This window comes from Solibacillus sp., assembly GCF_040273735.1.
Classification (GTDB): Bacteria; Bacillota; Bacilli; order Bacillales_A; family Planococcaceae; genus Solibacillus.
Genome location: NZ_JBELZM010000006.1, coordinates 36,961 through 59,460 on the forward strand (window position 1 = coordinate 36,961; position 22,500 = coordinate 59,460).

Below are 22,500 nucleotides of genomic sequence, written 5' to 3' on the forward strand. Positions count from 1 at the left end.
TGTTTACAAGGAATCTATTTTTTATTCACTAATCTCACAAAAAACAATACGATCTTTTTTATTTATATCTTGAACGACTGTTACATGGGCATTCGGAAAGCTTTTTCTGAAAAAGTTCGCTACGGCTTCCCCTTGTGTATAGCCGATTTCCAGGCCAATTAATGCCGGCCTTTTCATAAGGGCCGGTAAATTTTCTGCTAGTTTACGATAAAGCAAGAGTCCGTCTTCATCAGCAAACAATGCCTGATGAGGTTCGTGCGCTACGACGACATCGGACATTTCCTCCATTTCCTCATATGCGATATAAGGCGGATTGGAAAGGACAATATCCCACTTTTCATTTGCAATCGGTTCTGTTAAGTCACCGAGTTTAAATGTAATTTCTGCCTGCAGCTGTTCAGCGTTTTTTTGTGCTGTTGCAAGTGCTGCAGGTGAAAGATCCGTTGCTGTTACATTAAGCTGCGGACATTCCTTTTTCATTGTAATGGCAATGGCACCACTGCCTGTCCCGATGTCGGCAAACTTCAGATTTTGTTTATCCCCAAATAACTTGCTGATTCGCTCAATCGTTCCAACGATCAGTTCTTCCGTTTCCGGACGAGGAATCAGTACCGATTCATCAACTACAAATGTACGTCCGTAAAATTCTTCTGTACCCGTTATATATTGTACAGGGCGCCCTTTCACATGCTCTAGAATAAAAGCATCAAACTGCTGTTGCTGCTCTTCGGGTAGAGTGTCGTGCATCTTCATCATTAATCCTGAATAGCTTGTCTGTAAAATATGCTGCAATAAAATCCGTGCGGCATTTCCTTCGCGACCGTTTTCCTCTAAAAAAGAAGAAGCCCCATTCAGGGCCTCAAAAATGGTTTTATGCATCTTCATTTAAATTTGATAAGCGTGTTGCCTGCTCATCTAAAATAAGTGCATCGATGATTTCATCCAACTTACCTTCAACGATTTGGTCAAGTTTTTGAATCGTTAAACCAATTCGGTGATCTGTTACACGGTTTTGTGGATAGTTGTAAGTACGGATACGTTCAGAACGGTCGCCTGTTCCTACTGCTGTCTTACGTGTTGCATCGATTTCAGCCTGCGCTTCTTGACGGTGTTTATCCGCTACACGCGCAACTAAAATTTTCATCGCTTTTTCACGGTTCTTAATTTGTGAACGTTCATCCTGCATCGAAACGACAACGCCTGTCGGTAAGTGGGTCATACGAACAGCAGACATCGTTGTATTTACCGACTGACCACCCGCGCCAGATGAAGCGAATGTATCAACGCGAATATCTTTTTCATGAATTTCTACATCTTCTACATGTACTTCCGGTAAACATGCTACCGTAGCAGTTGATGTATGAATACGGCCTTGTGATTCCGTCGCTGGTACACGTTGAACACGGTGTGCGCCATTTTCATATTTGAATTTTGAATATGCACCTTGACCGTTAATCATGAAAATTACTTCTTTATAGCCGCCTGCCGGGTTTGGTGTTGCTTCCATTACGTCTACTTTCCAGCCTTGCGTTTCCGCATAGCGTGTATACATACGGAATAGGTCACCTGCAAAAATATTGGCCTCGTCGCCACCAGCAGCTCCGCGGACCTCCATAATTACGTTTTTCGAATCGTTCGGGTCTTTAGGAATTAATAAAATACGCAGACTATCTTCTAACTCCGGAACTTGTTTGTTTAAGTCATTAAACTCTTCCTTCATCATTTCCAGCATATCTGCATCTTTTTCAATTTCCATTAATTCGCGTGTATCTGCCAGTTGCTCTTTTACCGATTTGTATTCACGGTATACATCTACCATTTCCTGAATATCGGATTGCTCTTTCGAATATTCGCGAAGCTTATTGGAATCGCTGACGATATCCGGGTCGCTCAGTAATTCATTTAATCTTTCGTAACGGTCTTCAACCGCCTGTAAACGATCAAACATCTATATTTCACCTCTAAAAGTTATTTTATTATTAGTTGTATTTCACTCGTCTTCTCACGAGTCACGTTAAAATGCACCTTTACTAGTATAAAGAAATTTTACGGTTGTTGCTACATCTATGTTGAACTTTCTTCATATCATTTACACATCGGCATTCATATATTTAAATTCTGGTGTGCCGTTCACTTTAAATTATAGTGGCGGATTGGAATGACATTTGCGGCAAACAGGATAATAACTATCATTACCCCCAATTTGAATTTGATCACCTGTACGGACCGGTTTTTTATTTTCATCTACTCGTAAGTTCATCGTCGCTTTCTTATGACAGAACCAGCAAATTGTTTTCATTTCCTCAATTTTATCCGCGTAAATCGTCATATAACGGCTGCCTTCAAACAGCTCATTCTGGAAGTCATTTTTTAAACCAAAGCCCATAACAGGTATGTTCAGCTCATCGACAATTTGTGTCAGCTGCAAAACATGCTCTTTTGATAAGAATTGTACTTCGTCTACAAGTACACAATATAATTTTTCTTCGTGTTTTTCTACGATTTCATATATATTTGTATCTTCAAAAACCGCAATTGCCGGACGTCTTAGACCAATTCGGCTTGAAACCGTTCCGACTTCATCGCGCGTATCGATTCCTGAAGTAAAAATCAGTACAGCTTTATTCTGTTCTTCATAATTGTGGGCAACTTTTAAAATTTCAATCGATTTCCCGCTATTCATCGCCCCATGCTTATAAAATAATTGCGCCATTTATTTGTCCTCGTTTCTAATTAAAATTACAAGTTCGTCTTCACCAACAAAAAACCTTGAGTATCAAACTCAAGGTCAACTTTTCACTTCTTTTATCTTAGCTAGTTTTTTGTCATTCGTCTATTGCAAAACGTGCTCTATTTATTAGAATCTTTCTCTTGAGAAAAACATGTGCGAAAGATTTCTAATTTCTTCTAATTTCTTCTAATATATTTTTATTTCTACTAGTAAAAGTCTAATCTTCTAATATATTATGTACAATTTCTAATATCGGTTTGAGATTTTCAAATAAACCCCTCAGATTTTCTAATAGCCTGCAAAAGTTTTCTGATAACTTCATAATATCTTCTAATAAAGCCTCAAAAAATTAAAAACCCATTTCCAGCAATGTGGAAATGGGCAGAGGTATTATTTCATACCATATTTTTTGTTGAAGCGATCTACACGTCCGTCAGCAGAAGCGAACTTTTGACGACCTGTATAGAATGGGTGACATTCGTTACAGAACTCGATTGAGATCTTTTCTTTAACTGAACCTGTTTCAAAAGAATTACCACAAGAGCAAGTTACTGTTGCTACTTTGTAATCTGGGTGGATACCTTGTTTCATATTCGTTTTCTCCTCTCGCCCTGAACCATCCGGAACAGAGTATTTTCGAACTGCACCTTACATAGCCCGAATATGTCACTACATACGTAATGTGTTGAGGTCAGCTATATATGTGCACGTTTCATACTTAAAGAAGTATAGCAAGTTTTAAAAAAGGTTGCAACTATTTTATATTATTTTACGAAATTGAATGTATGTAGTTCCTCACTAAATCAAGAACTCGATTTCCACTCCCGCTCAATCTTCTAAAATCTATAACAACCCTTTACCATTCGTAGCTTTCTTCATATCTGTATCAAGCTTTTCAAAGAACTCTTCGTTTGTTTTTGTTGTGCGTAGTTTGCGCAAGAACTTTTCACCGAAGTCATGTGAATCGCTGAATGTTTTACGGATTGCCCATAATTTATCAAGCTGGTCTTTCGGAATAAGAAGCTCTTCTTTACGTGTTCCTGAACGGCGGATATCGATTGCAGGGAAAATACGGCGTTCTGCCAAGCTGCGATCTAAGTGCAATTCAAGGTTACCCGTTCCTTTAAATTCTTCATAAATTACTTCGTCCATACGGCTGCCTGTATCAACAAGTGCAGTCGCTAAAATTGTTAGACTGCCGCCCTCTTCAATATTGCGGGCAGAACCGAAGAAACGCTTCGGACGGTGGAATGCAGCAGGGTCAATACCGCCTGAAAGAGTACGTCCGCTTGGCGGGATTACTAAGTTATAGGCACGTGCCAAACGTGTAATCGAGTCCATTAAAATAATAACATCACGTTTTTGTTCTACTAGACGACGCGCACGTTCCAATACGATTTCCGCTACTTTTACATGATTTTCAGGTACTTCATCAAACGTTGAAGATACAACGTCTGCATTAACTGAACGCTCGATGTCCGTTACTTCTTCCGGACGCTCATCAATAAGTAGGACGATCAGTTCCGCTTCCGGATGGTTTGTCGTAATAGCGTTGGCAATTTCCTTTAATAAAGATGTTTTACCGGCTTTTGGCGGTGCAACAATTAATCCACGCTGACCAAAACCAACTGGCGCTACTAAATCCATAATACGCGTCGAAAGTTTTGTGGGAACCGTTTCCAATTTAATGTGGCGATTCGGGTAAAGCGGTGTTAATGCAGGGAAATGCACACGTTCTTTTGCAACTTCAGGGTCCTCGCCATTTACAGCATCAACTTGCAATAAGCCATAGTAACGTTCATTTTCTTTTGGCGGACGAACTTTACCTGAAACTTTATCACCATTTCGTAAATCGAAGCGACGAATTTGGGAAGCAGAAATGTAAATATCCTCTTTTGAAGGAGAATAGTTAATCGGGCGCAGGAATCCGAAGCCGTCTGTAGGAATAATTTCCAAAACACCTTCCATGAAGAAGAAGCCTTCTTGTTCAGAGCGGGTTTTTAAGATTGCAAAAATTAGTTCCTTTTTATTTAGCTTACTAGCATTCGATAATTTATATTGCTTCGCTAAAGCATATAATTCTTTTAATGTCATGCTTTCTAATTGAGCAATTGTTAATGCTGTCATACGTTTTCTCCAGTCTATTAAAATTTAATTTTGAAAAATTAAGTTATTTAAGATGTTTAGGAATTTGTGTAAGAGAAGTATACTACACTTTATTTGAAAGATGCCCAGTTTTTACACTGGGCATTTATTATATTATAGTGCAAGTAATTTGAAAATGGGCATTTTCTATTTGAGGCTACTTACATTATACGGGAAGTTAAATTTGGTCATACTTTGGTTTTTTTTCAATGCTGTGGCGTCCTTCAATAAAACGTACTGTTCCTGTTTTTGCACGCATAACAACTGAATGTGTAAGCGCATAGGAACCTTTATATTGAACACCGCGTAAAAGCTCTGAATCCGTTACAGCTGTCGCTGCAAAAATCGCATCATCACCTTTTACCAGGTCTTCCATCATTAATACTTTATCTACGTCGACTCCCATTTTCACGCAACGTGCAAGCTGTTCTTCATCTTCAGGCACTAGTTTCGCTTGGAAATCTCCACCTAAACATTTTAACGCAACTGCCGCAATTACGCCTTCCGGGGCACCACCCATACCGAACATAATATCGATACCAGTTTCATCGAATGCTGTGTTAATCGCTGCACCTACATCACCGTCTTGGATGAATTTAATACGTGCACCGGCTTCACGAATTTCTTCGACAATATGCTGATGGCGTGGACGGTCTAAAAGTGTTGCTACTACATCGGAAATGTCTTTATTTTTTGCTTTTGCCACTTGCAATAAGTTGTAAGTAACAGAAGCGTTAATATCGACTTTCCCTGCTGCTTCCGGTCCTACAGCTATTTTATCCATATACATATCAGGCGCATTTAATAGATTGCCACGGTCTGCAATTGCCAGTACTGTCATCGCACCATTTGTACCTTTTGCTACGATATTTGTACCTTCTAATGGATCTACTGCAATATCAACTTCAGGTCCGCCATTTCGAAGCCCTAATTCTTCACCGATATAAAGCATCGGTGCCTCATCCATTTCTCCTTCACCAATTACAACTGTCGCATGCATTGGGATTGTATCAAACATAACACGCATCGCTGTTGTTGCTGCGTCGTCCGCTTCATTTTTAAGTCCGCGTCCCATCCATTTCGCTGATGCAATCGCTGCTGCTTCTGTTACACGTACTACTTCCATTGATAAACTACGTTCCATTTTGTGTTTGCCTCCTGTAATCGGTTAAAACCGATTTTAACAGCCTAAATTAACTGCTTTTTTGAATTGTATTATGAACTAACATATTTTTATTACCCAAATATATATTATCATACTCTCATCGTTGCGCGGTTCTGATCACGAATTATAGCAAATTTATGCATTATTCTTTGTATTAATGACAATGGACTCTTTACGAATATTTGCACCGATTGCACACAGCTTTTCGATCAATGAACTATAGCCGCGTTCAATATGGTAAATATCGTGAATTTCAGTTTCACCTTTAGCGATAAGTCCAGCCAATACTAATGCAGCACCCGCGCGTAAATCAGTTGCCGTTACCGTGGATCCTTCCAAAGATGCAGGCCCTTGAATGATGGCCGTATTGCCTTCAACACGAGTTTTTGCATTCATACGTCGCAGTTCATCTATATGTTTGAAACGGGCAGAATAAATCGTATCTGTAATCATCGATGTACCTTCTGCCTGTGTCATTAATACAGATAAAGGCTGTTGAACATCAGTCGGGAATCCTGGATAGACAAGTGTTTTTACATCAACTGCCTGCAGTTTCGTCTGCTTGGAAATGAAGATGCTTTCTTCATTCTCTTCAACACTTACACCCATTTCGCGAAGTTTCGCTGTAACGGCTTCCATGTGAAGCGGAATAACATTATCGACGAGTACACCATCACCTATCGCTGCAGCCATAATCATAAATGTAGCTGCTTCAATTCGGTCCGGTATAATTGTATGTTTTGTACCCTTTAGCTCATCGACACCTTCAATACGAATAACGCTCGTTCCTGCCCCTTTAATGTTGGCACCCATATTCGTTAATAGTGTCGCAACATCAATAATTTCAGGCTCTTTCGCTGCATTTTCGATGGTAGTTTTCCCTTTTGCACGCACTGCCGCCAGCATAATATTAATTGTAGCGCCGACACTTGCAACATCCAGATAAATCTTCGCACCGATTAGTTCTTCTGCGCGTAAATAAATGGCACCGTGCTCATTTGTTACTTTTGCTCCTAAAGCTTCAAAACCTTTAATATGCTGATCAATTGGACGCGGCCCTAAAAAACACCCGCCTGGCATGCCGATTACCGCTTGTTTAAAACGTCCCAGCATGGCACCCATCATATAATAGGAAGCACGTAATTTTTTTACATTGCCGTTTGGCAGCGGCATCGCAACCATTTTTGATGGATCAATCGTCATCTTGCCATTTTCAAATGTTACTTCGCCGCCAATTTCTTCTAGTAGTGCTTTTAACGTCCATGCATCTGAAATCTCTGGAATTCCTCCAATAGTAACGGAAGAATCAGCCAAAATTGATGCAGGAATTAAAGCAACTGCGCTATTTTTTGCACCGCTAACGGTTATTTTACCTTTTAGACGATTTCCGCCTTGAATTTTATAAACATCCATTTTGTGTTCTCCCTTACATTGGACAAAATTTCATCTTCGTTCAGCAGACATCTACAGACATCCGCTGAATGAAGATGAGCTTCCGGCAGATGTCACAGATTTTTTAAAGGATGTTTTTTGAGTAAACTCAAAAAAATCTGGACACAATTACGCCCGATGCGTAATTGATATTAAGTAGAATGCTGTGAGGTATTCTTATTATTTCCCTTCACGCTTTGCCCAATCCGCTAAAAATCCTTCGATTCCTTTGTCTGTTAATGGATGATTAAACAGTTGCTGTAAAACTTTGTATGGAGTTGTTGAAATATGTGCGCCAGCTAATGCAGCTTGCGTAATATGTTGCGGGTGACGAATAGATGCGGCAATAATTTCCGTGTCAATTTCGTGGATAGCAAACATTTCAGCAATTTCACGGATTAATTCTACGCCATCTTGACCAATATCATCTAAACGTCCTAAGAACGGAGATACATAAGATGCACCAGCACGTGCTGCCATCAATGCTTGGTTTGCAGAGAAAATTAATGTTACGTTCGTTTTAATCCCTTTTTCAGAGAAGTGTTTACATGCTTTTAATCCTTCCGGTGTCATTGGAAGTTTTACTGTAATATTCGGGTGAATCGCTGCCAATTCTTCCCCTTCACGAATCATTCCTTCAGCGTCTAAAGAAATTACTTCACCAGAAACCGAGCCGTTTACTAGCTCAGCAATTTCACGTAAGCGGTCGTGGAAATTCACGCCTGATTCTTTTGCCACTAATGATGGGTTTGTCGTTACACCTGATAGAATCCCCCAAGAGTATGCTTCTTTAATTTCGTCAAAGTTTGCTGTATCAATAAAAAATTTCATTATAATAGCCTCCGATTTACATTTGATTATAAAAACACATCTCGCTCAATTTGTGAACGAGATGTCTTATGTTGAAAAACACGTGTTCACAAAGAAAAGTACGCTTATTTTGTGCACTTTTCTTTTGTGGATTCATTATTCCGCAATTAATTGGTAATAATTTATCTGCCTTGAAAGCGTAGCGGCAGAGGCAAGCTCTAGTGAATGAAGTTTCACTCTATCAATTAAGCTTTTCCAGAGCTGCCGAATTCGCGCATTTTACCGATTACTGTCGCTTTAATCGCTTCACGAGCTGGACCTAAATATTTACGTGGATCATATGTTTTCTTATCATTTTCTAAAAATTCACGGATCACTTTCGTTGCCGAGATTTGGTTTTCAGTGTTGACATTAATTTTTGCTGTACCTAAAGAAATTGAACGTTGAATATCTTTTGTTGGAATACCTGTTCCACCATGTAATACTAACGGAACATCTGTTAACGTTGAGATTTCTTCCATTTCAGTAAATCCTAAGTTTGGTTCGCCTTTGTAAGGACCGTGAACAGAACCTAATGCTGGAGCTAAACAGTCGATACCTGTAGCTTCAACTAGTGCTTTACATTCCTGCGGGTTTGCGTACATAATGCCACCAATGACACCGTCTTCCTCGCCGCCTACAGTACCAAGTTCCGCTTCAACAGATACACCTTTTGCATGTGCATAGTCGACAACTTGTTTAGTCGTTTCAATATTTTCTTCGAATGGATGGTGTGAAGCGTCAATCATAACAGAAGAGAAACCAGCATCGATCGCTTCTTTACATTTATCGAAGCTTGAACCATGATCTAAATGAATTGCAACTGGAACAGTGGTTTTGTAGCTTTCCATTAAGCCTTCAACCATTTTTACTACAGCAATGAAACCGCCCATATATTTTCCGGCACCTTCAGAAACACCTAGAATTACCGGTGATTTTTCTTCTTCTGCTGCTTGTAAAATGGCTTGTGTCCATTCTAGGTTGTTAATATTGAATTGACCTACTGCATAACCTTCCGCTTTTGCTTTAATTAACATTTCTTTCATTGAAACTAATGCCATTATTAAAATCCTCCTCGAAGATACATAAATAGTTTGCTGCTATAAAAACATAGTTTGCGCAAAATGTTTTTTTAAGTATTTTTTTCATCGTCTATTCTATGCAAAATCACATGAATGGACAAAAACATTTAGATTAATCATAACAAAAACAGACAGTATGCGCTACTGCCTGCTCGCCTGTTTCATTTTATATTTTTTCAGTCTTTTCTACTAATTTATTAACTTCATCACGTACTTCAAAAATATTAAAAGGTTTGGTAAAGTATTTCATCACGCCTAACTCGTTCGCTCTGTCCATCATATGCTGTTCCACATAAGCAGTCATCATCATTACAGGCAGCTCCGGGTGATCTTCTTTCAAACGGGCTAGAATCTCCAGTCCGTCCATTCCGGGTATTTTCATATCCAGCAAAACGCAATCGAGAGTATTTTCCTGTGCAATTTTTATTGCATCAAATCCGTTTGCCGCTAAATGAGTTGTGAATCCTTCTTTTTTAAATACTTCATTTAGAAGCATCCTTATCCCCTGCTGATCATCTACTATTAGTATCCCCTTCAATGTGATCCCCCATTATAATAATAATTTTATCTCGCATTAACGGGTAGTAATTTGTCTGCCTCGAAAGCGTAGCTGCAGAGGCAACACTCCCCATAAAGCCCGATTGATCCGGGCCAACACGATGTTGGTCACACAAGCTTTGTCACAGGACGTGACGGTTTAAGCTCGTGTTCCTTCAAATCAGCAGGGGAGAAATTCCCTGCTGATTGAAGTTGCATTTTATATAGTTACATTCTATTACTAAATTGATTTCCCCTCTTTTATAGAGAGAGTTTGTGCTTTTGCTTTTTTATGTGCACAATTTTATAATAACTTTGAGGTGTAAATATGTCTAAAATTTTAACTACGCAATTAACAGGCCTTCTACAGCGCATTCAGCAAACTGAAGAAGAATCTATTGAAGAAACTGCACGATTATTGGCACAGGCGGCAATCGGACAAGGAACAATTTACTTTGCGGCATTTGGTGAAATGGAAGCTGTTGTATTTAATGCAGAGCTTGGCGAAGGTAAATTTGCTAAGTTTGCACGTTATACAGAAAATGTTGAACTTTTGCCTGCTGACCGTATAATTATTTTTACTCGACATGCTACAGATGAACAAGCATTAAAGCTTGCTCACCAACTGCATGCAGAGTTCATCCCATTTGCAGCTGTCGCAAGTGAAGTGGCCGGCGATGACAATCCGTTAAGCGATCTTGCTTATACGTATATTTCATTGAAAGTGCGGGGCGGCATTTTACCGCATCCTACAAAGCTCGGCGAACGCATCGTATTTCCGCATCTTATTGCAGCTTTATATATTTATGAAGCGATTAAGATGGAATTCGATGAAATGCTCGTGGACGATGATGATGAAGATGACGAGTTAATGGACAGCCATCCGTCACCATTCGCATAATTTATCGACGACTCTTCTGACCTATTGGCATAAGAGTCGTCTTTTTATGTAATCAATTAATTCTTAAAAAAAGCACGTCCCTTAAAACAGGACATGCTAAATTCATTACTTTTTATTGTTAAACGCAGCGCCAACAAACTCACGGAATAGTGGTTGCGGGCGTTGTGGACGTGAAATTAACTCTGGGTGGAACTGGCCAGCCACAAAGAATTTCTTCTCCGGTAACTCAACAATTTCTACTAATTTATTGTTAGGAGATAATCCTGAGAATACCATACCTTCCGCTTCCATTGCTTCACGGAATTCATTGTTGAACTCGTAACGGTGACGGTGACGTTCATACACTAGCTCTTCACCATTGTAAGCCGCACGTGCACGAGATCCTTCTTTTAATTTACATGGATATAGACCAAGACGTAATGTTCCGCCGATATCAGTATCCTCTGTTTGATCCGGTAAGAAATCGATAATAGGGTACTTCGTGTTTTTGTCCAGTTCTGTTGAATGCGCACCTTCTAAGCCCATAACATTACGTGCAAATTCTACAGTTGCCATTTGCATTCCCAGGCAAATACCGAAGAACGGTACATCGTTTTCACGTGCATAACGAATCGATTCAATTTTTCCTTCAACACCACGGTCGCCGAAACCACCTGGCACTAAAATACCGTCTGCTTGTCCCAGCAATTCATCAACATTTTCCGCTGTAATATGCTCCGCATTGATCCAGTCAATTTCGATATCTGAATTGTATACATAACCTGCATGTTTTAATGCTTCTACAACTGAAATATAAGCATCTTGCAATTCTACATATTTCCCTACTAAAGCGATACGTGTTTTGTGCTCCAGGTTTTTCACTAAATGTACAAGTTCTTTCCAATCTGTCATATCCGCTTTTGGCGCTGTAACGCCGAAATGATCAAGAACGATTTGGTCAAAGCCTTGTGCATGAAGGTTTAATGGCACTTCATATAAATGTTCTGCATCACGTGATTCGATAATATCAGAAGGTCTTACGTCACAGAATAACGCAATTTTTTCTTTCATTTCTTGTGGCACTGGTTGCTCTGTACGTAAAACGATAATATTCGGCTGTATACCTAATGAACGTAACTCTTTTACAGAGTGTTGTGTCGGTTTAGTTTTCATTTCACCCGCTGCTGCGATATAAGGCATTAACGTACAGTGGATGTACATTACATTTTCATGACCTAAATCACGGCGCATTTGACGAATCGCTTCAAGGAATGAAAGTGATTCAAAGTCACCTACTGTACCACCGATTTCCGTAATAACAACATCGGCAGAAGTCTCACGTCCAGCACGTTGTACGCGATCTTTAATTTCATTTGTTACGTGAGGAATTACTTGAACAGTACCACCATTGTAATCACCGCGGCGCTCTTTATTTAGTACCGATTGATATACTTTACCTGAAGTAACAGTTGAGTGTTTACCAAGATTAATATCGATGAAACGCTCATAGTGACCTAAATCCAAGTCTGCTTCTGCACCATCATCAGTAACGAAAACTTCACCGTGCTGGTACGGGCTCATTGTACCTGGATCAATATTTAAATATGGATCGAATTTTTGAATTGTTACTTCCAATCCACGATTTTTTAATAAACGACCTAAAGATGCTGCTACTATCCCTTTACCAAGTGATGAAACTACCCCACCTGTTACGAAAATATACTTTGTCATACAAATTCCTCCTTCTTTTAAAACAAATTAGAAAAACACTCTATTGCTTCCTAAATGCAAGGGAATGTTTTTCTAACTAAAAACGCATGAAAAAATAAAAAACGCTCCTCCTGCACTATTTTGCAGGGGGAGCGTATAACTTATACGGTCAATCTCCTTTTTAAAGGAGCCCAAGTAAAAGATTATACGGAACTGAAATAGAAGTCAAGAACTTTCAATTTCCAAAGTGAAAATCTTATTTTAAATCTTCGTCTTCTTCTAGTTCCTCATCTAACTCTTCATCTATTTCTTCTTCATCATCATCCTCGATAATAAATGTATCATCTTCATCGATTAGTTCTTCATCGATGTCAGGATCGATTTCTTCAATGTCTTCTTCAACGAAGTCGATGTCTTCATCCACTTCTTCCTCTTCTTCCTCGTCATCAACGAATTCATCGTAATCTTCCTCGAATAATACATCCTCTTCTTCAAGGTCGATGATTTCATCTTCATCTTCGTCGTCAACAGCTTTTGCTTTCTTCTTACGTGTCTTAATTGTTGGCGCTGTTTCTTCTTCGATTGTTTCTACTTTATACCACTCACGTAAACCCCAGCCATTTTCATGGTTTAATAAGAAACGGCCTTCTACATTTAAGTCTGTATAAAATTGCACTAAACGGGATTTTAATTCTTCATCCGAAATACCATTTAATGCTTGAATTCCTTTTAATAATTCATTTAACGGCATTGCTTGTTTTTTGTCTTCTAGTAGTGCGTATGCTAAGTCGATTAATGACTCTTCTGCTAATTGTTCATCTGTCATACCACGAAAGTTCAAATCGTGCACGTCCTTTCCATTCATACATGTCTATTTATCAATTACGACTCGGCGTAATTGCGTTTGGATTCGTCTTCCAAATCCTTAACATCTGCCGAAGATCTTATACCAATTCTTCCGTTGCTTGTACAACAACTGGATGGATATAAGCATAATACCCATTATATACAAACATGCTATCACTATGCTAGTTTCATTTCTTGTTTTTTAAATTTGTTACTTTTTTATAGGCAACATAAAATAAAATGAAGGATAAAAGCAGCAAAGGGATTGCTGCTAGTTGTCGGTTATATAAAAAGAAGGTTGCGATTAGGCATGCTAAAATTAAAATATAATGTACATACTGTTGCACTATTGCGCACCTTCCTTCATCAGATCGTCCATGTATTTACTAGTATAACGAAAATTCCCGCACTCGTGGTATTCTAAGTTCATTTTTTTGCATTTTTTTCTAATAACTAAGTAAATAAGGCTAGTTATTAAGTTGTTTTCCGCAATGCTACAAACAATAATTCTGTCTTACCTTACATATTCCGGCGGTATTGGCCGCCCACTTCATATAGCGCCTGAGTAATTTGGCCGAGGCTCGCTACTTTAACTGTTTCCATAAGTTCCTCAAAAATATTGCCGCCTGTTTTAGCGACTTCTTTTAATTGTTCAAGCGCTTTTTGGCTATTGACCGCATTCGAATCTTTAAAGCTTGCCAAGTTTGCAATTTGCAAATCTTTTTCTTCTTTAGAAGCACGTGCAATCTCCATGTTATCGATTGCTTCTTCTGATGGCGGATTCGGATTTAAATACGTGTTCACGCCAATAATCGGCAGTTGTCCTGAATGTTTTAAATGCTCATAGTGCATCGATTCTTCCTGGATTTTTCCGCGCTGATACTGTGTTTCCATCGCACCAAGTACCCCGCCGCGATCATTCATTCGGTCAAACTCTTCCAGCACCTTCTCTTCCACAAGTTGTGTAAGCTCATCAATAATGAATGCCCCTTGTAACGGGTTTTCATTTTTCGATAAGCCGTGCTCTTTTGTAATAATCATTTGAATCGCCATCGCGCGGCGTACCGATTCTTCTGTAGGCGTTGTTATTGCCTCATCGTACGCATTCGTATGGAGTGAGTTACAGTTGTCCTGTAATGCCATTAATGCCTGCAGCGTTGTACGTATATCATTGAAGTCAATTTCCTGTGCATGCAGACTGCGTCCCGATGTTTGAATATGGTATTTCAGCTTTTGCGAGCGGTCATTTGCGCCGTATTTTTCACGCATGACAACGGCCCAGATGCGGCGTGCCACTCGACCAATGACTGTATATTCAGGGTCCAGACCGTTCGAGAAGAAGAAACTTAAATTCGGTGCAAAATCATCGATATTCATACCACGGCTTAAATAATACTCTACATACGTAAAGCCGTTTGCCAATGTAAATGCAAGCTGTGAAATCGGATTCGCCCCGGCTTCGGCAATATGGTAGCCCGAAATTGATACCGAGTAATAGTTTCGTACTTTATGATCGATGAAATATTGCTGGATATCGCCCATCATACGCAGCGCAAATTCAGTTGAGAAGATACATGTATTCTGCCCTTGATCTTCTTTTAAAATATCTGCCTGTACGGTACCGCGCACCACTTGCAATGTTTGCTCACGCGTTTCTGTAAATTCTTCCACCGTTAAAGTACGGCCCAGCTCCTGTTCACGCTTTTGTACTTGCTGATCGATTGCTGTATTCATAAACATTGCCAGAATAATCGGCGCAGGTCCATTAATCGTCATCGACACTGATGTTGAAGGTGCACATAGATCAAAGCCCGCATAAAGTTTTTTCATATCATCCAAAGTACAGACGCTTACACCAGACTCCCCGACTTTTCCGTAAATATCAGGGCGTGTATGCGGATCTTCCCCGTATAACGTTACTGAATCAAATGCCGTCGATAAACGCTTCGCATCATCATCTTTTGATAAGTAGTGGAAACGTTTATTTGTACGTTCAGGAGTTCCTTCACCAGCAAATTGACGCTTCGGATCTTCTCCTTCACGTTTGAACGGGAAAACACCTGCTGTATATGGGAATTCACCTGGTACATTTTCTTTATACACCCAGCGTAAAATTTCGCCGTAATCTTTAAAGTTCGGCAGCGCGACTTTCGGAATCTTCAAGCCTGAAAGAGACTCGGTACGTAAAATTGTTTTAATCTCCTTATCACGTACTTTCGTAATGAGTTCGTCGCCTGCATATGCTTCTTTTAATGCATTCCAATTTTTAAGTATACGCTTCGACTCTGCAGTTAATTCATTTTGAACGCCTTCTAATAAAGAGTCAATCGATGCGGTTAATGCTGTTTCACTATCCGCAAGCAGTGCTTTTGTTCCTTCAAGCTGATACCATTTTGTCGCAAGCGCTGCCTGCTGTTCTGCATGCTTATGATAGTTTCTGATTGTTTCCGAAATTTCGCGTAAATAATAGCGACGGTCATTCGGAATAACAATGTTTTGCTTTTGTGTTTTGACAAATTGCTCATACGAAGTTTCCCAATCCAAGCCGAACTTCTCATTAATTTTCGTTACAAGTGCAGCAAACAATGAGTTCGTCCCTAAATCGTTGAACTGTGAAGCAATCGTCCCGAATACAGGCATATGATCAAGCGGTTCTTCCCATAGCTCACGTGAACGCTGATACTGTTTCTGAACTTGACGCAATGCATCTTCAGAGCCCTTTCGTTCAAACTTGTTGATCGCAATCAAATCAGCAAAATCGATCATATCGATTTTTTCAAGCTGTGTCGGGGCACCGAATTCGCTTGTCATTACGTACATTGACAGATCAGTATGTTTTGTAATTTCAGCATCGCCTTGCCCAATCCCGCTTGTTTCAACAAGGATCAAGTCAAATCCTGCCGTACGCACAACATCGAGTACATCTCCGATTGAACTTGATAATTCTGTATGGGAGCCGCGTGTTGCTAAACTGCGCATATAAACGCGGTTGTTAAATATGGCATTCATGCGAATACGGTCACCTAATAAAGCGCCGCCTGTTTTTTGTTTTGTCGGGTCGACCGAGATAATTGCAAGTTTCTTATCAGGGAATTCTTGCAGGAATCGGCGGATAAGTTCGTCTGTCAACGAAGATTTTCCTGCACCGCCTGTACCTGTAATCCCAATTACCGGTGTGTTTAAACTTTTAGTACGTGCAAGTTTCAACATTTCTTCAACTTCTGCATCCCCGCCATTTTCGGCAGCAGTAATTAAATTCGCCAAAATTTCCGGTGTATCCGTCGTAAGCTTTTCTAAAAGTTCTTTGTAATTTCCTTTTAGTGTAGAGAAATCCGCCCCTTCAAGCTTTTTGTTAATCATCCCTTGTAAACCTAATTGGCGTCCATCTTCCGGTGAAAAAATACCGGCAATTCCGTAATCATGCAGTTCCTTAATTTCGCGCGGCAGTATTACACCACCGCCGCCACCGTAAATTTTAATATGCGGTGCTCCTTTTTCGCGAAGCAGATCGTACATGTATTTGAAATATTCGATATGACCGCCTTGATATGAAGATAGTGCCACCCCTTGCGCATCTTCCTGGATTGCAGCATTCACCACTTCCTCAACGGAACGGTTGTGGCCTAAGTGGATGACTTCTGCTCCGCTTGACTGTAAAATCCGACGCATAATATTAATTGAAGCATCATGCCCGTCAAAAAGACTTGATGCTGTGACAAAGCGAATATGATTTTTTGGTTTGTATACTTCAGTTTTCCCCATGTTAATAACCCCTTTGTTATGCTGAAATAATGAAAAATCACCATGCGAAGCAGACTGTTTAACTAGTTGCTCTACATGGCGATTCTCCTTTCCTAATTTTCAAACTGCATAATGCCTTGTAAAAACATTGTTGTTTGCAATTCTATATATTGATCGATCGTATATCTTTTTTGCAGTGCCCACTTACGGAATGCCCAACTTTGCCCTTGTACGACGATGTGATTTGCCGCTAAATAGATTGCATCTTCAGACAGCGATAAATTGCCGGCTTCAACACAGTCCTTTAATATGCGTTCAAAAATTGCGACCATTTCAAGCTCTTTATCGAGAATGTAATGCATCGCTGCTTTCTGCAATGACTTCGTTTCCTGATACATAATCGTAAACTCCTCAGGCATTTGATCAATAAGTAAATAATATTGACGGATTGCCTGTTTCAAACCTTCGATTGTACCCGTATCGGAAGGGAAATCGGTTAAGCATTTCGTAACTTCATTGAAAATATTGTCACATACTAAAAATAAAACATCTTCTTTCGTACGAATATATTCATATAAAGTCCCGATAGAAAAACCGGCCGCTTTTGCAAGTTCCCTTGTAGTGGCACGATGGAATCCTTTTTCCTTGAAAAGCTTTACACCGGCATCGATAATTTGCTGACGGCGTGCGATAATTTTATTTTCATCTTTTATTGACGATTGGACATGCAGCTTATCATTTTTCGCCATAGGCTATTTCGTAATCATACGCGAAATTACAAGGCGTTGGATTTCTTGTGTACCTTCATAAATTTGCGTAATTTTCGCATCGCGCATATAACGTTCTACCGGATAATCCTTCGTATAGCCATAGCCGCCGAATACTTGTACGGCTTCTGTCGTTACTTTCATCGCTGTATCACCTGCAAGCAGTTTTGCCATTGCCGATGCTTTTCCGTATGGTAAATCGTTTGATTCCAACCATGCTGCCTGGTACGTCAATAAACGTGAAGCTTCAATTTCTGTTGCCATATCTGCTAACTTGAATGATATACCTTGGTTTGCTGTAATCGGCTTGCCGAATTGAACACGCTCTTTTGCATAATCAACCGCTGCATCCAATGCCCCTTGTGCGATACCTACCGCTTGAGCCGCAATTCCGTTACGTCCGCCATCAAGTGTTTTCATTGCAATAATGAAACCTTGACCTTCTTCGCCCAGTACATTTTCTTTCGGTACACGGCAGTTGTCAAAGATGATTTCTGTCGTTGGAGATGAACGAATTCCTAGTTTCTTCTCTTTTTTCCCTACAGAGAAACCTGGGAAGTCCGCCTCAACGATAAAGGCCGTCGTGCCATTTTTCGCTTCCGGATCAGTTACAGCAAATACTACATAAATATCTGCAACCCCACCGTTTGTGATGAAGATTTTCGAACCGTTTAAAATATAGTCGTCTCCGTCTTTTACGGCATATGTTTTCATTCCGCCTGCATCTGATCCCGAAGCTGGCTCTGTTAAGCCGTAAGCACCGATTTTCTTACCTTCTGCCATTGGACGTAGATATTTTTGCTTTTGCTCTTCGTTGCCGAATTTGAAAATCGGCCAGCCTGCAAGTGATGTATGTGCTGACAATGTTACCCCTGTAGAAGCACATACACGCGATAATTCTTCAACTGCGATACAGTAAGCCAAGTAGTCAAAGCCTGCCCCGCCGTATTCTTCCGGCCATGGAATACCTGTTAATCCAAGCTCAGCCATTTTATCGAAAATCCCGCGGTCAAATTCTTCGTGTTCATCGCGGTGCTCTGCTGTTGGTGCTACTTCATTGATTGCAAAATCGCGAATCATTTCGCGTAATTGTTGGTGTTCTTCTGATAATTGAAAGTTCATTTCCCCATGTCCCCTTTTTAAATATAGTAGAAGGTTTACGTCACCCGATCACATGCTTACTAATGACGATACGTTGGATTTCGCTTGTACCTTCGTAGATTTGTGTAACTTTTGCGTCTCGGAAATAGCGTTCTACCGGATAGTCTTCGGTATACCCGTAGCCGCCGAAAATTTGTACGGCTTCGATCGCTGTGTCCATTGCTGTTTGAGATGCGAACAGTTTTGCCATTGACGCCTCTTTTCCGCATGGCAGCCCTTCACTGCGCATGTTTGCAGCCCGGTAAACGAGCAGTTTTGCCGCTTCCACCGCTGTTGCCATATCGGCAAGCTTAAAGCCTACCCCCTGCTGCTGGGCGATTGGTTTTCCAAACTGGATGCGCTCTTTTGCATAGGCAGTTGCCGCTTCCAATGCAGCTTCGGCAATTCCTAAACTTTGTGCTGCAATACCAATTCTACCTACATCCAAGTTGGCCAAAGCAATTTTAAAGCCGTCCCCTTCTTGCCCGAGCAGGTTCTCGGCAGGTACTCGCATGTTTTCAAATGTAAGCTGAACCGTACGTGAGCCGTGAAGCCCCATTTTCCGTTCATCTTTTCCGATTATTAAACCTGGTGTATTTTTTTCTACAATAAATGCTGAAATCCCACGTGAGCCGGCTTCCGGATTTGTAGAAGCAAAAACGATATACACATCGGCTTCCCCGCCATTTGTAATGAACACTTTTGCGCCGTCCAATACGTAATGGTCACCGTCTTTTACTGCCTTTGTTTTCAGTGAACCAGCATCACTACCTGCACTAGGCTCCGTTAAACAAAATGCTCCGATCGATTCTCCACTTGCTAGCTTCGGTACATATTTTTTCTTTTGGTCTTCATTGCCGAAATATAAAATCGGGTTTGTGCCGACAGAAGTATGGACTGACAAAATTACGCCCATTACCGCACTTACTTTCGACAGCTCATGGATGGCTATAATGTAAGAAGTAAAATCCATTTCCGCCCCGCCATACTCAGCAGGTGCTGTAATTCCCATCAGCCCAAGCTCTCCCATTTTCGTTAGCAAATGCCTCGGGAACTCGCCCGCTTCCATCTGCTCGATAAATGGCTCAATTTCGGTTTTGGCAAAATCACGGACCATGTTACGCATCATCAACTGCTCATCAGTAAATTGTAAATTCATAGAAGTCCCTCAGCTTTCGTATATGTAGAATCCTCGACCGCTCTTTTTGCCTAACCAGCCGGCTGCCACATATTTGCGTAATAACGGACATGGGCGATACTTACTGTCACCAAGTCCTTCGTGTAAAATTTCCATAATCGACAAGCATGTATCCAATCCGATAAAATCAGCCAATGTTAATGGACCCATCGGATGATTCATCCCCATTTTCATTACATCGTCAATCGCTTCTTTCGTCGCTACCCCTTCATACAATGCATAAATCGCTTCATTAATCATCGGAAGTAAAATACGATTTGAAATAAAGCCCGGGAAGTCATTCACTTCCACACCTGTTTTACCCAGCTGCTTTGTCATGTCAGCAACCATTTCGTACACTTCATCGGCTGTTGCCAAACCACGAATAATTTCCACAAGTTTCATGACCGGAACCGGATTCATAAAGTGCATGCCAATTACTTGTTCCGGACGTTTTGTCACTGCCGCAATTTCAGTAATCGGTAAACTCGATGTATTCGTCGCTAAAATCGCTTGCTTAGGCGCAATTTCATCAAGCTGTTTGAAAATCGATTGTTTTATGTCCATGTTTTCGACTGCCGCTTCAATGATAATGTCCGCGTTTTTCGCGTCTTCAATCGTCAATGATTTAGTGATACGAGCTAATACAGCCGATTTTTCTTCTTCTGTTTTACGGCCCTTTTCAACATCACGTGCCAAGTTTTTCGTGATTGTATTTAAACCGCGTTCGAAAAACTCATCCTTCATATCATTTAAAATGACATCGTAACCTGCCTGTGCACAAACTTGCGCGATCCCGGAGCCCATTTGCCCTGCTCCGATGACCATTACTTTTTGAATCGCCATTTATTTCATCCCCTTAGTTTGTAACTTCGATTAATACCGCGTCCCCTTGACCGCCGCCTGAACAGATAGCAGCAATTCCTAAACCGCCTCCACGACGTTTCAGTTCATAAGCGAGCGTTAAAATAATTCGGGCACCACTTGCTCCGATCGGATGACCTAAAGCTACGGCACCCCCGTTAACATTTACTTTGCTCTCATCCAGTCCGCTGATTTGATTGCTTACTAGAGCAACCGCTGCGAATGCTTCATTAATTTCAATTAAATCAATGTCTGCCAATGTTTTACCTGACTTTTTAAGCAACTCATTTATTACAAGTCCCGGTGTTTGAGGGAAATCTTGCGGTGCTACCCCAACTTCCGCATGTGCAAGAATTGTTGCGAGCGGCTGACGGTTTTCCTGCTGTGCTTTTTCTTCACTCATCAGTACAAGTGCACAAGCTCCGTCATTCACACCTGGTGCATTTCCGGCTGTAATTGTGCCATCACTGCTGAACGCCGATTTTAATTTTGTTAGCGTTTCCAAAGTTGTTCCAGCTCGTGGTGCTTCGTCCGTCTCGATACGAAGGGGGTCGCCTTTTCTCTGTGGAATTTCCACTGCTACGATTTCCTCTGCAAATTTACCTGAGTCAATTGCTGCAAGTGCTTTTTCATGACTGCGAACTGCCCATGCATCCTGCTGTTCACGGGAAACCTCAAACTTGCTTGCTGTGTCATTGCCGTAAATACCCATATGCACTTGTTTTGGATGGAATGCACAAGACAAACCGTCATAGATCATGCCGTCTACTAAACTCGCATCTCCCATACGCAAACCAAATCTCCCTTTTGGCATATAGTACGGTGCGTTTGTCATCGATTCCATTCCACCAGCCACGATTACCTCTTCGTCCCCTAATCGAATGAGCTGATCAGCAAGTGTTACACTGCGCATTCCTGATGCACATACTTTATTGATTGTTTCTGTTTTCACATTCCACGGAATTCCCGCTTTTGTTGCAGCTTGTCGTGAAGGGATTTGCCCCTGCCCTGCCTGCAATACGGTTCCAATAATGACTTCGTTTACTGCATCTGCTTCTACATTCGCCTTCGCCAATGCTTCTTTAATTGCAATTCCGCCTAAATCACTTGCTGTTAATGAACTTAATGCGCCACCAAATTTACCGAATGGTGTTCGTGCGCCGTCTAAAATGACTGTTCTCGACAATCCATACACCCCTTTGTTTGAATTACTCCGAATTTGTACATCGCCATCCGTATTGTGAAGTTCTGGTTGCAGACTATTAATCTATTAGTAACGATCCCCATCACTTACTAATAGAAACGCCGCTTGCAGTCAGTAATCAGTAATTCGACTGAACGCTCGCTCAATCATTGTTTAGAAAAAAATGAGAGTATTTACTACTCTCATTTCTTCGCTTAATCTCATTGTATTAAATCCCTTTTGAATTCGCAA

General features: G+C 40.7%; 19 protein-coding genes. 1 reads left to right on the top strand and 18 read right to left on the bottom strand.

Features of this window, described 5'->3' with window-relative positions:
- Positions 1-21 precede the first annotated feature (21 nt).
- The 10 genes from prmC to ABS917_RS07905 all read right to left on the bottom strand — a co-directional run bounded on the left by prmC (position 22) and on the right by ABS917_RS07905 (position 9,941).
- The gene (gene prmC / locus ABS917_RS07860) at positions 22-885 is read right to left on the bottom strand and encodes a peptide chain release factor N(5)-glutamine methyltransferase (RefSeq protein WP_350478490.1); all 864 of its coding nucleotides are present in this window, start codon (positions 883-885) and stop codon (positions 22-24) included.
- On the bottom strand, positions 872-1,948 hold the full coding sequence (gene prfA, locus ABS917_RS07865) for a peptide chain release factor 1 (protein ID WP_350478491.1): 1,077 nt from the start codon (positions 1,946-1,948) through the stop codon (positions 872-874). The genes prmC and prfA overlap by 14 nt, the downstream gene beginning before the upstream one ends.
- 192 nt (positions 1,949-2,140) lie before the next feature.
- Positions 2,141-2,713, bottom strand: a complete 573-nt coding sequence (locus ABS917_RS07870) for a thymidine kinase (RefSeq protein ID WP_350478492.1) — start codon at positions 2,711-2,713, stop codon at positions 2,141-2,143.
- A 408-nt stretch (positions 2,714-3,121) separates the two neighbouring features.
- Entirely contained in the window at positions 3,122-3,322 is a 201-nt protein-coding gene (rpmE, locus tag ABS917_RS07875) for a 50S ribosomal protein L31 (RefSeq protein WP_008404481.1), read from the bottom strand.
- Positions 3,323-3,574: 252 nt separating this feature from the next.
- On the bottom strand, positions 3,575-4,858 hold the full coding sequence (gene rho, locus ABS917_RS07880; protein ID WP_079524631.1) for a transcription termination factor Rho: 1,284 nt from the start codon (positions 4,856-4,858) through the stop codon (positions 3,575-3,577).
- A gap of 196 nt (positions 4,859-5,054) precedes the next feature.
- Complete coding sequence (glpX, locus tag ABS917_RS07885; RefSeq protein ID WP_350478493.1) at positions 5,055-6,020, bottom strand: class II fructose-bisphosphatase; 966 nt, start codon at positions 6,018-6,020, stop codon at positions 5,055-5,057.
- A gap of 156 nt (positions 6,021-6,176) precedes the next feature.
- Complete coding sequence (locus ABS917_RS07890) at positions 6,177-7,454, bottom strand: UDP-N-acetylglucosamine 1-carboxyvinyltransferase (protein ID WP_350478494.1); 1,278 nt, start codon at positions 7,452-7,454, stop codon at positions 6,177-6,179.
- A gap of 198 nt (positions 7,455-7,652) precedes the next feature.
- Positions 7,653-8,303 (bottom strand): fructose-6-phosphate aldolase, encoded by a 651-nt coding sequence (fsa, locus tag ABS917_RS07895; protein WP_350478495.1) that lies wholly within the window; start codon positions 8,301-8,303, stop codon positions 7,653-7,655.
- A gap of 224 nt (positions 8,304-8,527) precedes the next feature.
- Positions 8,528-9,382: a class II fructose-bisphosphate aldolase gene (locus tag ABS917_RS07900; RefSeq protein ID WP_350478496.1), complete on the bottom strand. Its 855-nt coding sequence runs from the start codon at positions 9,380-9,382 to the stop codon at positions 8,528-8,530.
- 187 nt (positions 9,383-9,569) lie between these two features.
- Complete coding sequence (locus tag ABS917_RS07905) at positions 9,570-9,941, bottom strand: response regulator (RefSeq protein WP_350478497.1); 372 nt, start codon at positions 9,939-9,941, stop codon at positions 9,570-9,572.
- Positions 9,942-10,268: 327 nt separating this feature from the next.
- Here ABS917_RS07905 and ABS917_RS07910 point away from each other — a divergent pair, with 327 nt between their 5' ends.
- Positions 10,269-10,841 (top strand): DUF2529 domain-containing protein, encoded by a 573-nt coding sequence (locus tag ABS917_RS07910; RefSeq protein ID WP_350478498.1) that lies wholly within the window; start codon positions 10,269-10,271, stop codon positions 10,839-10,841.
- A 105-nt stretch (positions 10,842-10,946) separates the two neighbouring features.
- Here ABS917_RS07910 and ABS917_RS07915 read toward each other — a convergent pair whose 3' ends face one another.
- The 8 genes from ABS917_RS07915 to ABS917_RS07950 all read right to left on the bottom strand — a co-directional run bounded on the left by ABS917_RS07915 (position 10,947) and on the right by ABS917_RS07950 (position 22,251).
- On the bottom strand, positions 10,947-12,551 hold the full coding sequence (locus ABS917_RS07915) for a CTP synthase (protein WP_350478499.1): 1,605 nt from the start codon (positions 12,549-12,551) through the stop codon (positions 10,947-10,949).
- Positions 12,552-12,786: 235 nt separating this feature from the next.
- The gene (gene rpoE / locus ABS917_RS07920) at positions 12,787-13,380 is read right to left on the bottom strand and encodes a DNA-directed RNA polymerase subunit delta (RefSeq protein ID WP_350478500.1); all 594 of its coding nucleotides are present in this window, start codon (positions 13,378-13,380) and stop codon (positions 12,787-12,789) included.
- 515 nt (positions 13,381-13,895) lie between these two features.
- Entirely contained in the window at positions 13,896-17,138 is a 3,243-nt protein-coding gene (icmF, locus tag ABS917_RS07925) for a fused isobutyryl-CoA mutase/GTPase IcmF (protein WP_350478501.1), read from the bottom strand.
- A 92-nt stretch (positions 17,139-17,230) separates the two neighbouring features.
- Positions 17,231-17,866: a TetR/AcrR family transcriptional regulator gene (locus ABS917_RS07930; RefSeq protein WP_350478502.1), complete on the bottom strand. Its 636-nt coding sequence runs from the start codon at positions 17,864-17,866 to the stop codon at positions 17,231-17,233.
- Positions 17,867-17,869: 3 nt separating this feature from the next.
- The gene (locus tag ABS917_RS07935; RefSeq protein ID WP_350478503.1) at positions 17,870-19,006 is read right to left on the bottom strand and encodes an acyl-CoA dehydrogenase; all 1,137 of its coding nucleotides are present in this window, start codon (positions 19,004-19,006) and stop codon (positions 17,870-17,872) included.
- A gap of 40 nt (positions 19,007-19,046) precedes the next feature.
- On the bottom strand, positions 19,047-20,183 hold the full coding sequence (locus ABS917_RS07940; protein ID WP_350478504.1) for an acyl-CoA dehydrogenase: 1,137 nt from the start codon (positions 20,181-20,183) through the stop codon (positions 19,047-19,049).
- Positions 20,184-20,192: 9 nt separating this feature from the next.
- Entirely contained in the window at positions 20,193-21,047 is an 855-nt protein-coding gene (locus ABS917_RS07945; protein WP_350478505.1) for a 3-hydroxybutyryl-CoA dehydrogenase, read from the bottom strand.
- A 13-nt stretch (positions 21,048-21,060) separates the two neighbouring features.
- A complete protein-coding gene (locus ABS917_RS07950; RefSeq protein WP_350478506.1) occupies positions 21,061-22,251 on the bottom strand; it encodes an acetyl-CoA C-acetyltransferase in 1,191 nt (396 codons plus the stop codon).
- Positions 22,252-22,500 lie beyond the last annotated feature (249 nt).

What these genes read in the sequence shown, in the direction of transcription:
- prmC (WP_350478490.1), bottom strand. Translation starts at nt 885, where the DNA reads ATGAAGATGCATAAAACCATTTTTGAGGCCCTGAATGGGGCTTCTTCT.
- prfA (WP_350478491.1), bottom strand. Translation starts at nt 1,948, where the DNA reads ATGTTTGATCGTTTACAGGCGGTTGAAGACCGTTACGAAAGATTAAAT.
- ABS917_RS07870 (WP_350478492.1), bottom strand. Translation starts at nt 2,713, where the DNA reads ATGGCGCAATTATTTTATAAGCATGGGGCGATGAATAGCGGGAAATCG.
- rpmE (WP_008404481.1), bottom strand. Translation starts at nt 3,322, where the DNA reads ATGAAACAAGGTATCCACCCAGATTACAAAGTAGCAACAGTAACTTGC.
- rho (WP_079524631.1), bottom strand. Translation starts at nt 4,858, where the DNA reads ATGACAGCATTAACAATTGCTCAATTAGAAAGCATGACATTAAAAGAA.
- glpX (WP_350478493.1), bottom strand. Translation starts at nt 6,020, where the DNA reads ATGGAACGTAGTTTATCAATGGAAGTAGTACGTGTAACAGAAGCAGCA.
- ABS917_RS07890 (WP_350478494.1), bottom strand. Translation starts at nt 7,454, where the DNA reads ATGGATGTTTATAAAATTCAAGGCGGAAATCGTCTAAAAGGTAAAATA.
- fsa (WP_350478495.1), bottom strand. Translation starts at nt 8,303, where the DNA reads ATGAAATTTTTTATTGATACAGCAAACTTTGACGAAATTAAAGAAGCA.
- ABS917_RS07900 (WP_350478496.1), bottom strand. Translation starts at nt 9,382, where the DNA reads ATGGCATTAGTTTCAATGAAAGAAATGTTAATTAAAGCAAAAGCGGAA.
- ABS917_RS07910 (WP_350478498.1), top strand. Translation starts at nt 10,269, where the DNA reads ATGTCTAAAATTTTAACTACGCAATTAACAGGCCTTCTACAGCGCATT.
- ABS917_RS07915 (WP_350478499.1), bottom strand. Translation starts at nt 12,551, where the DNA reads ATGACAAAGTATATTTTCGTAACAGGTGGGGTAGTTTCATCACTTGGT.
- icmF (WP_350478501.1), bottom strand. Translation starts at nt 17,138, where the DNA reads ATGGGGAAAACTGAAGTATACAAACCAAAAAATCATATTCGCTTTGTC.
- ABS917_RS07930 (WP_350478502.1), bottom strand. Translation starts at nt 17,866, where the DNA reads ATGGCGAAAAATGATAAGCTGCATGTCCAATCGTCAATAAAAGATGAA.
- ABS917_RS07935 (WP_350478503.1), bottom strand. Translation starts at nt 19,006, where the DNA reads ATGAACTTTCAATTATCAGAAGAACACCAACAATTACGCGAAATGATT.
- ABS917_RS07940 (WP_350478504.1), bottom strand. Translation starts at nt 20,183, where the DNA reads ATGAATTTACAATTTACTGATGAGCAGTTGATGATGCGTAACATGGTC.
- ABS917_RS07945 (WP_350478505.1), bottom strand. Translation starts at nt 21,047, where the DNA reads ATGGCGATTCAAAAAGTAATGGTCATCGGAGCAGGGCAAATGGGCTCC.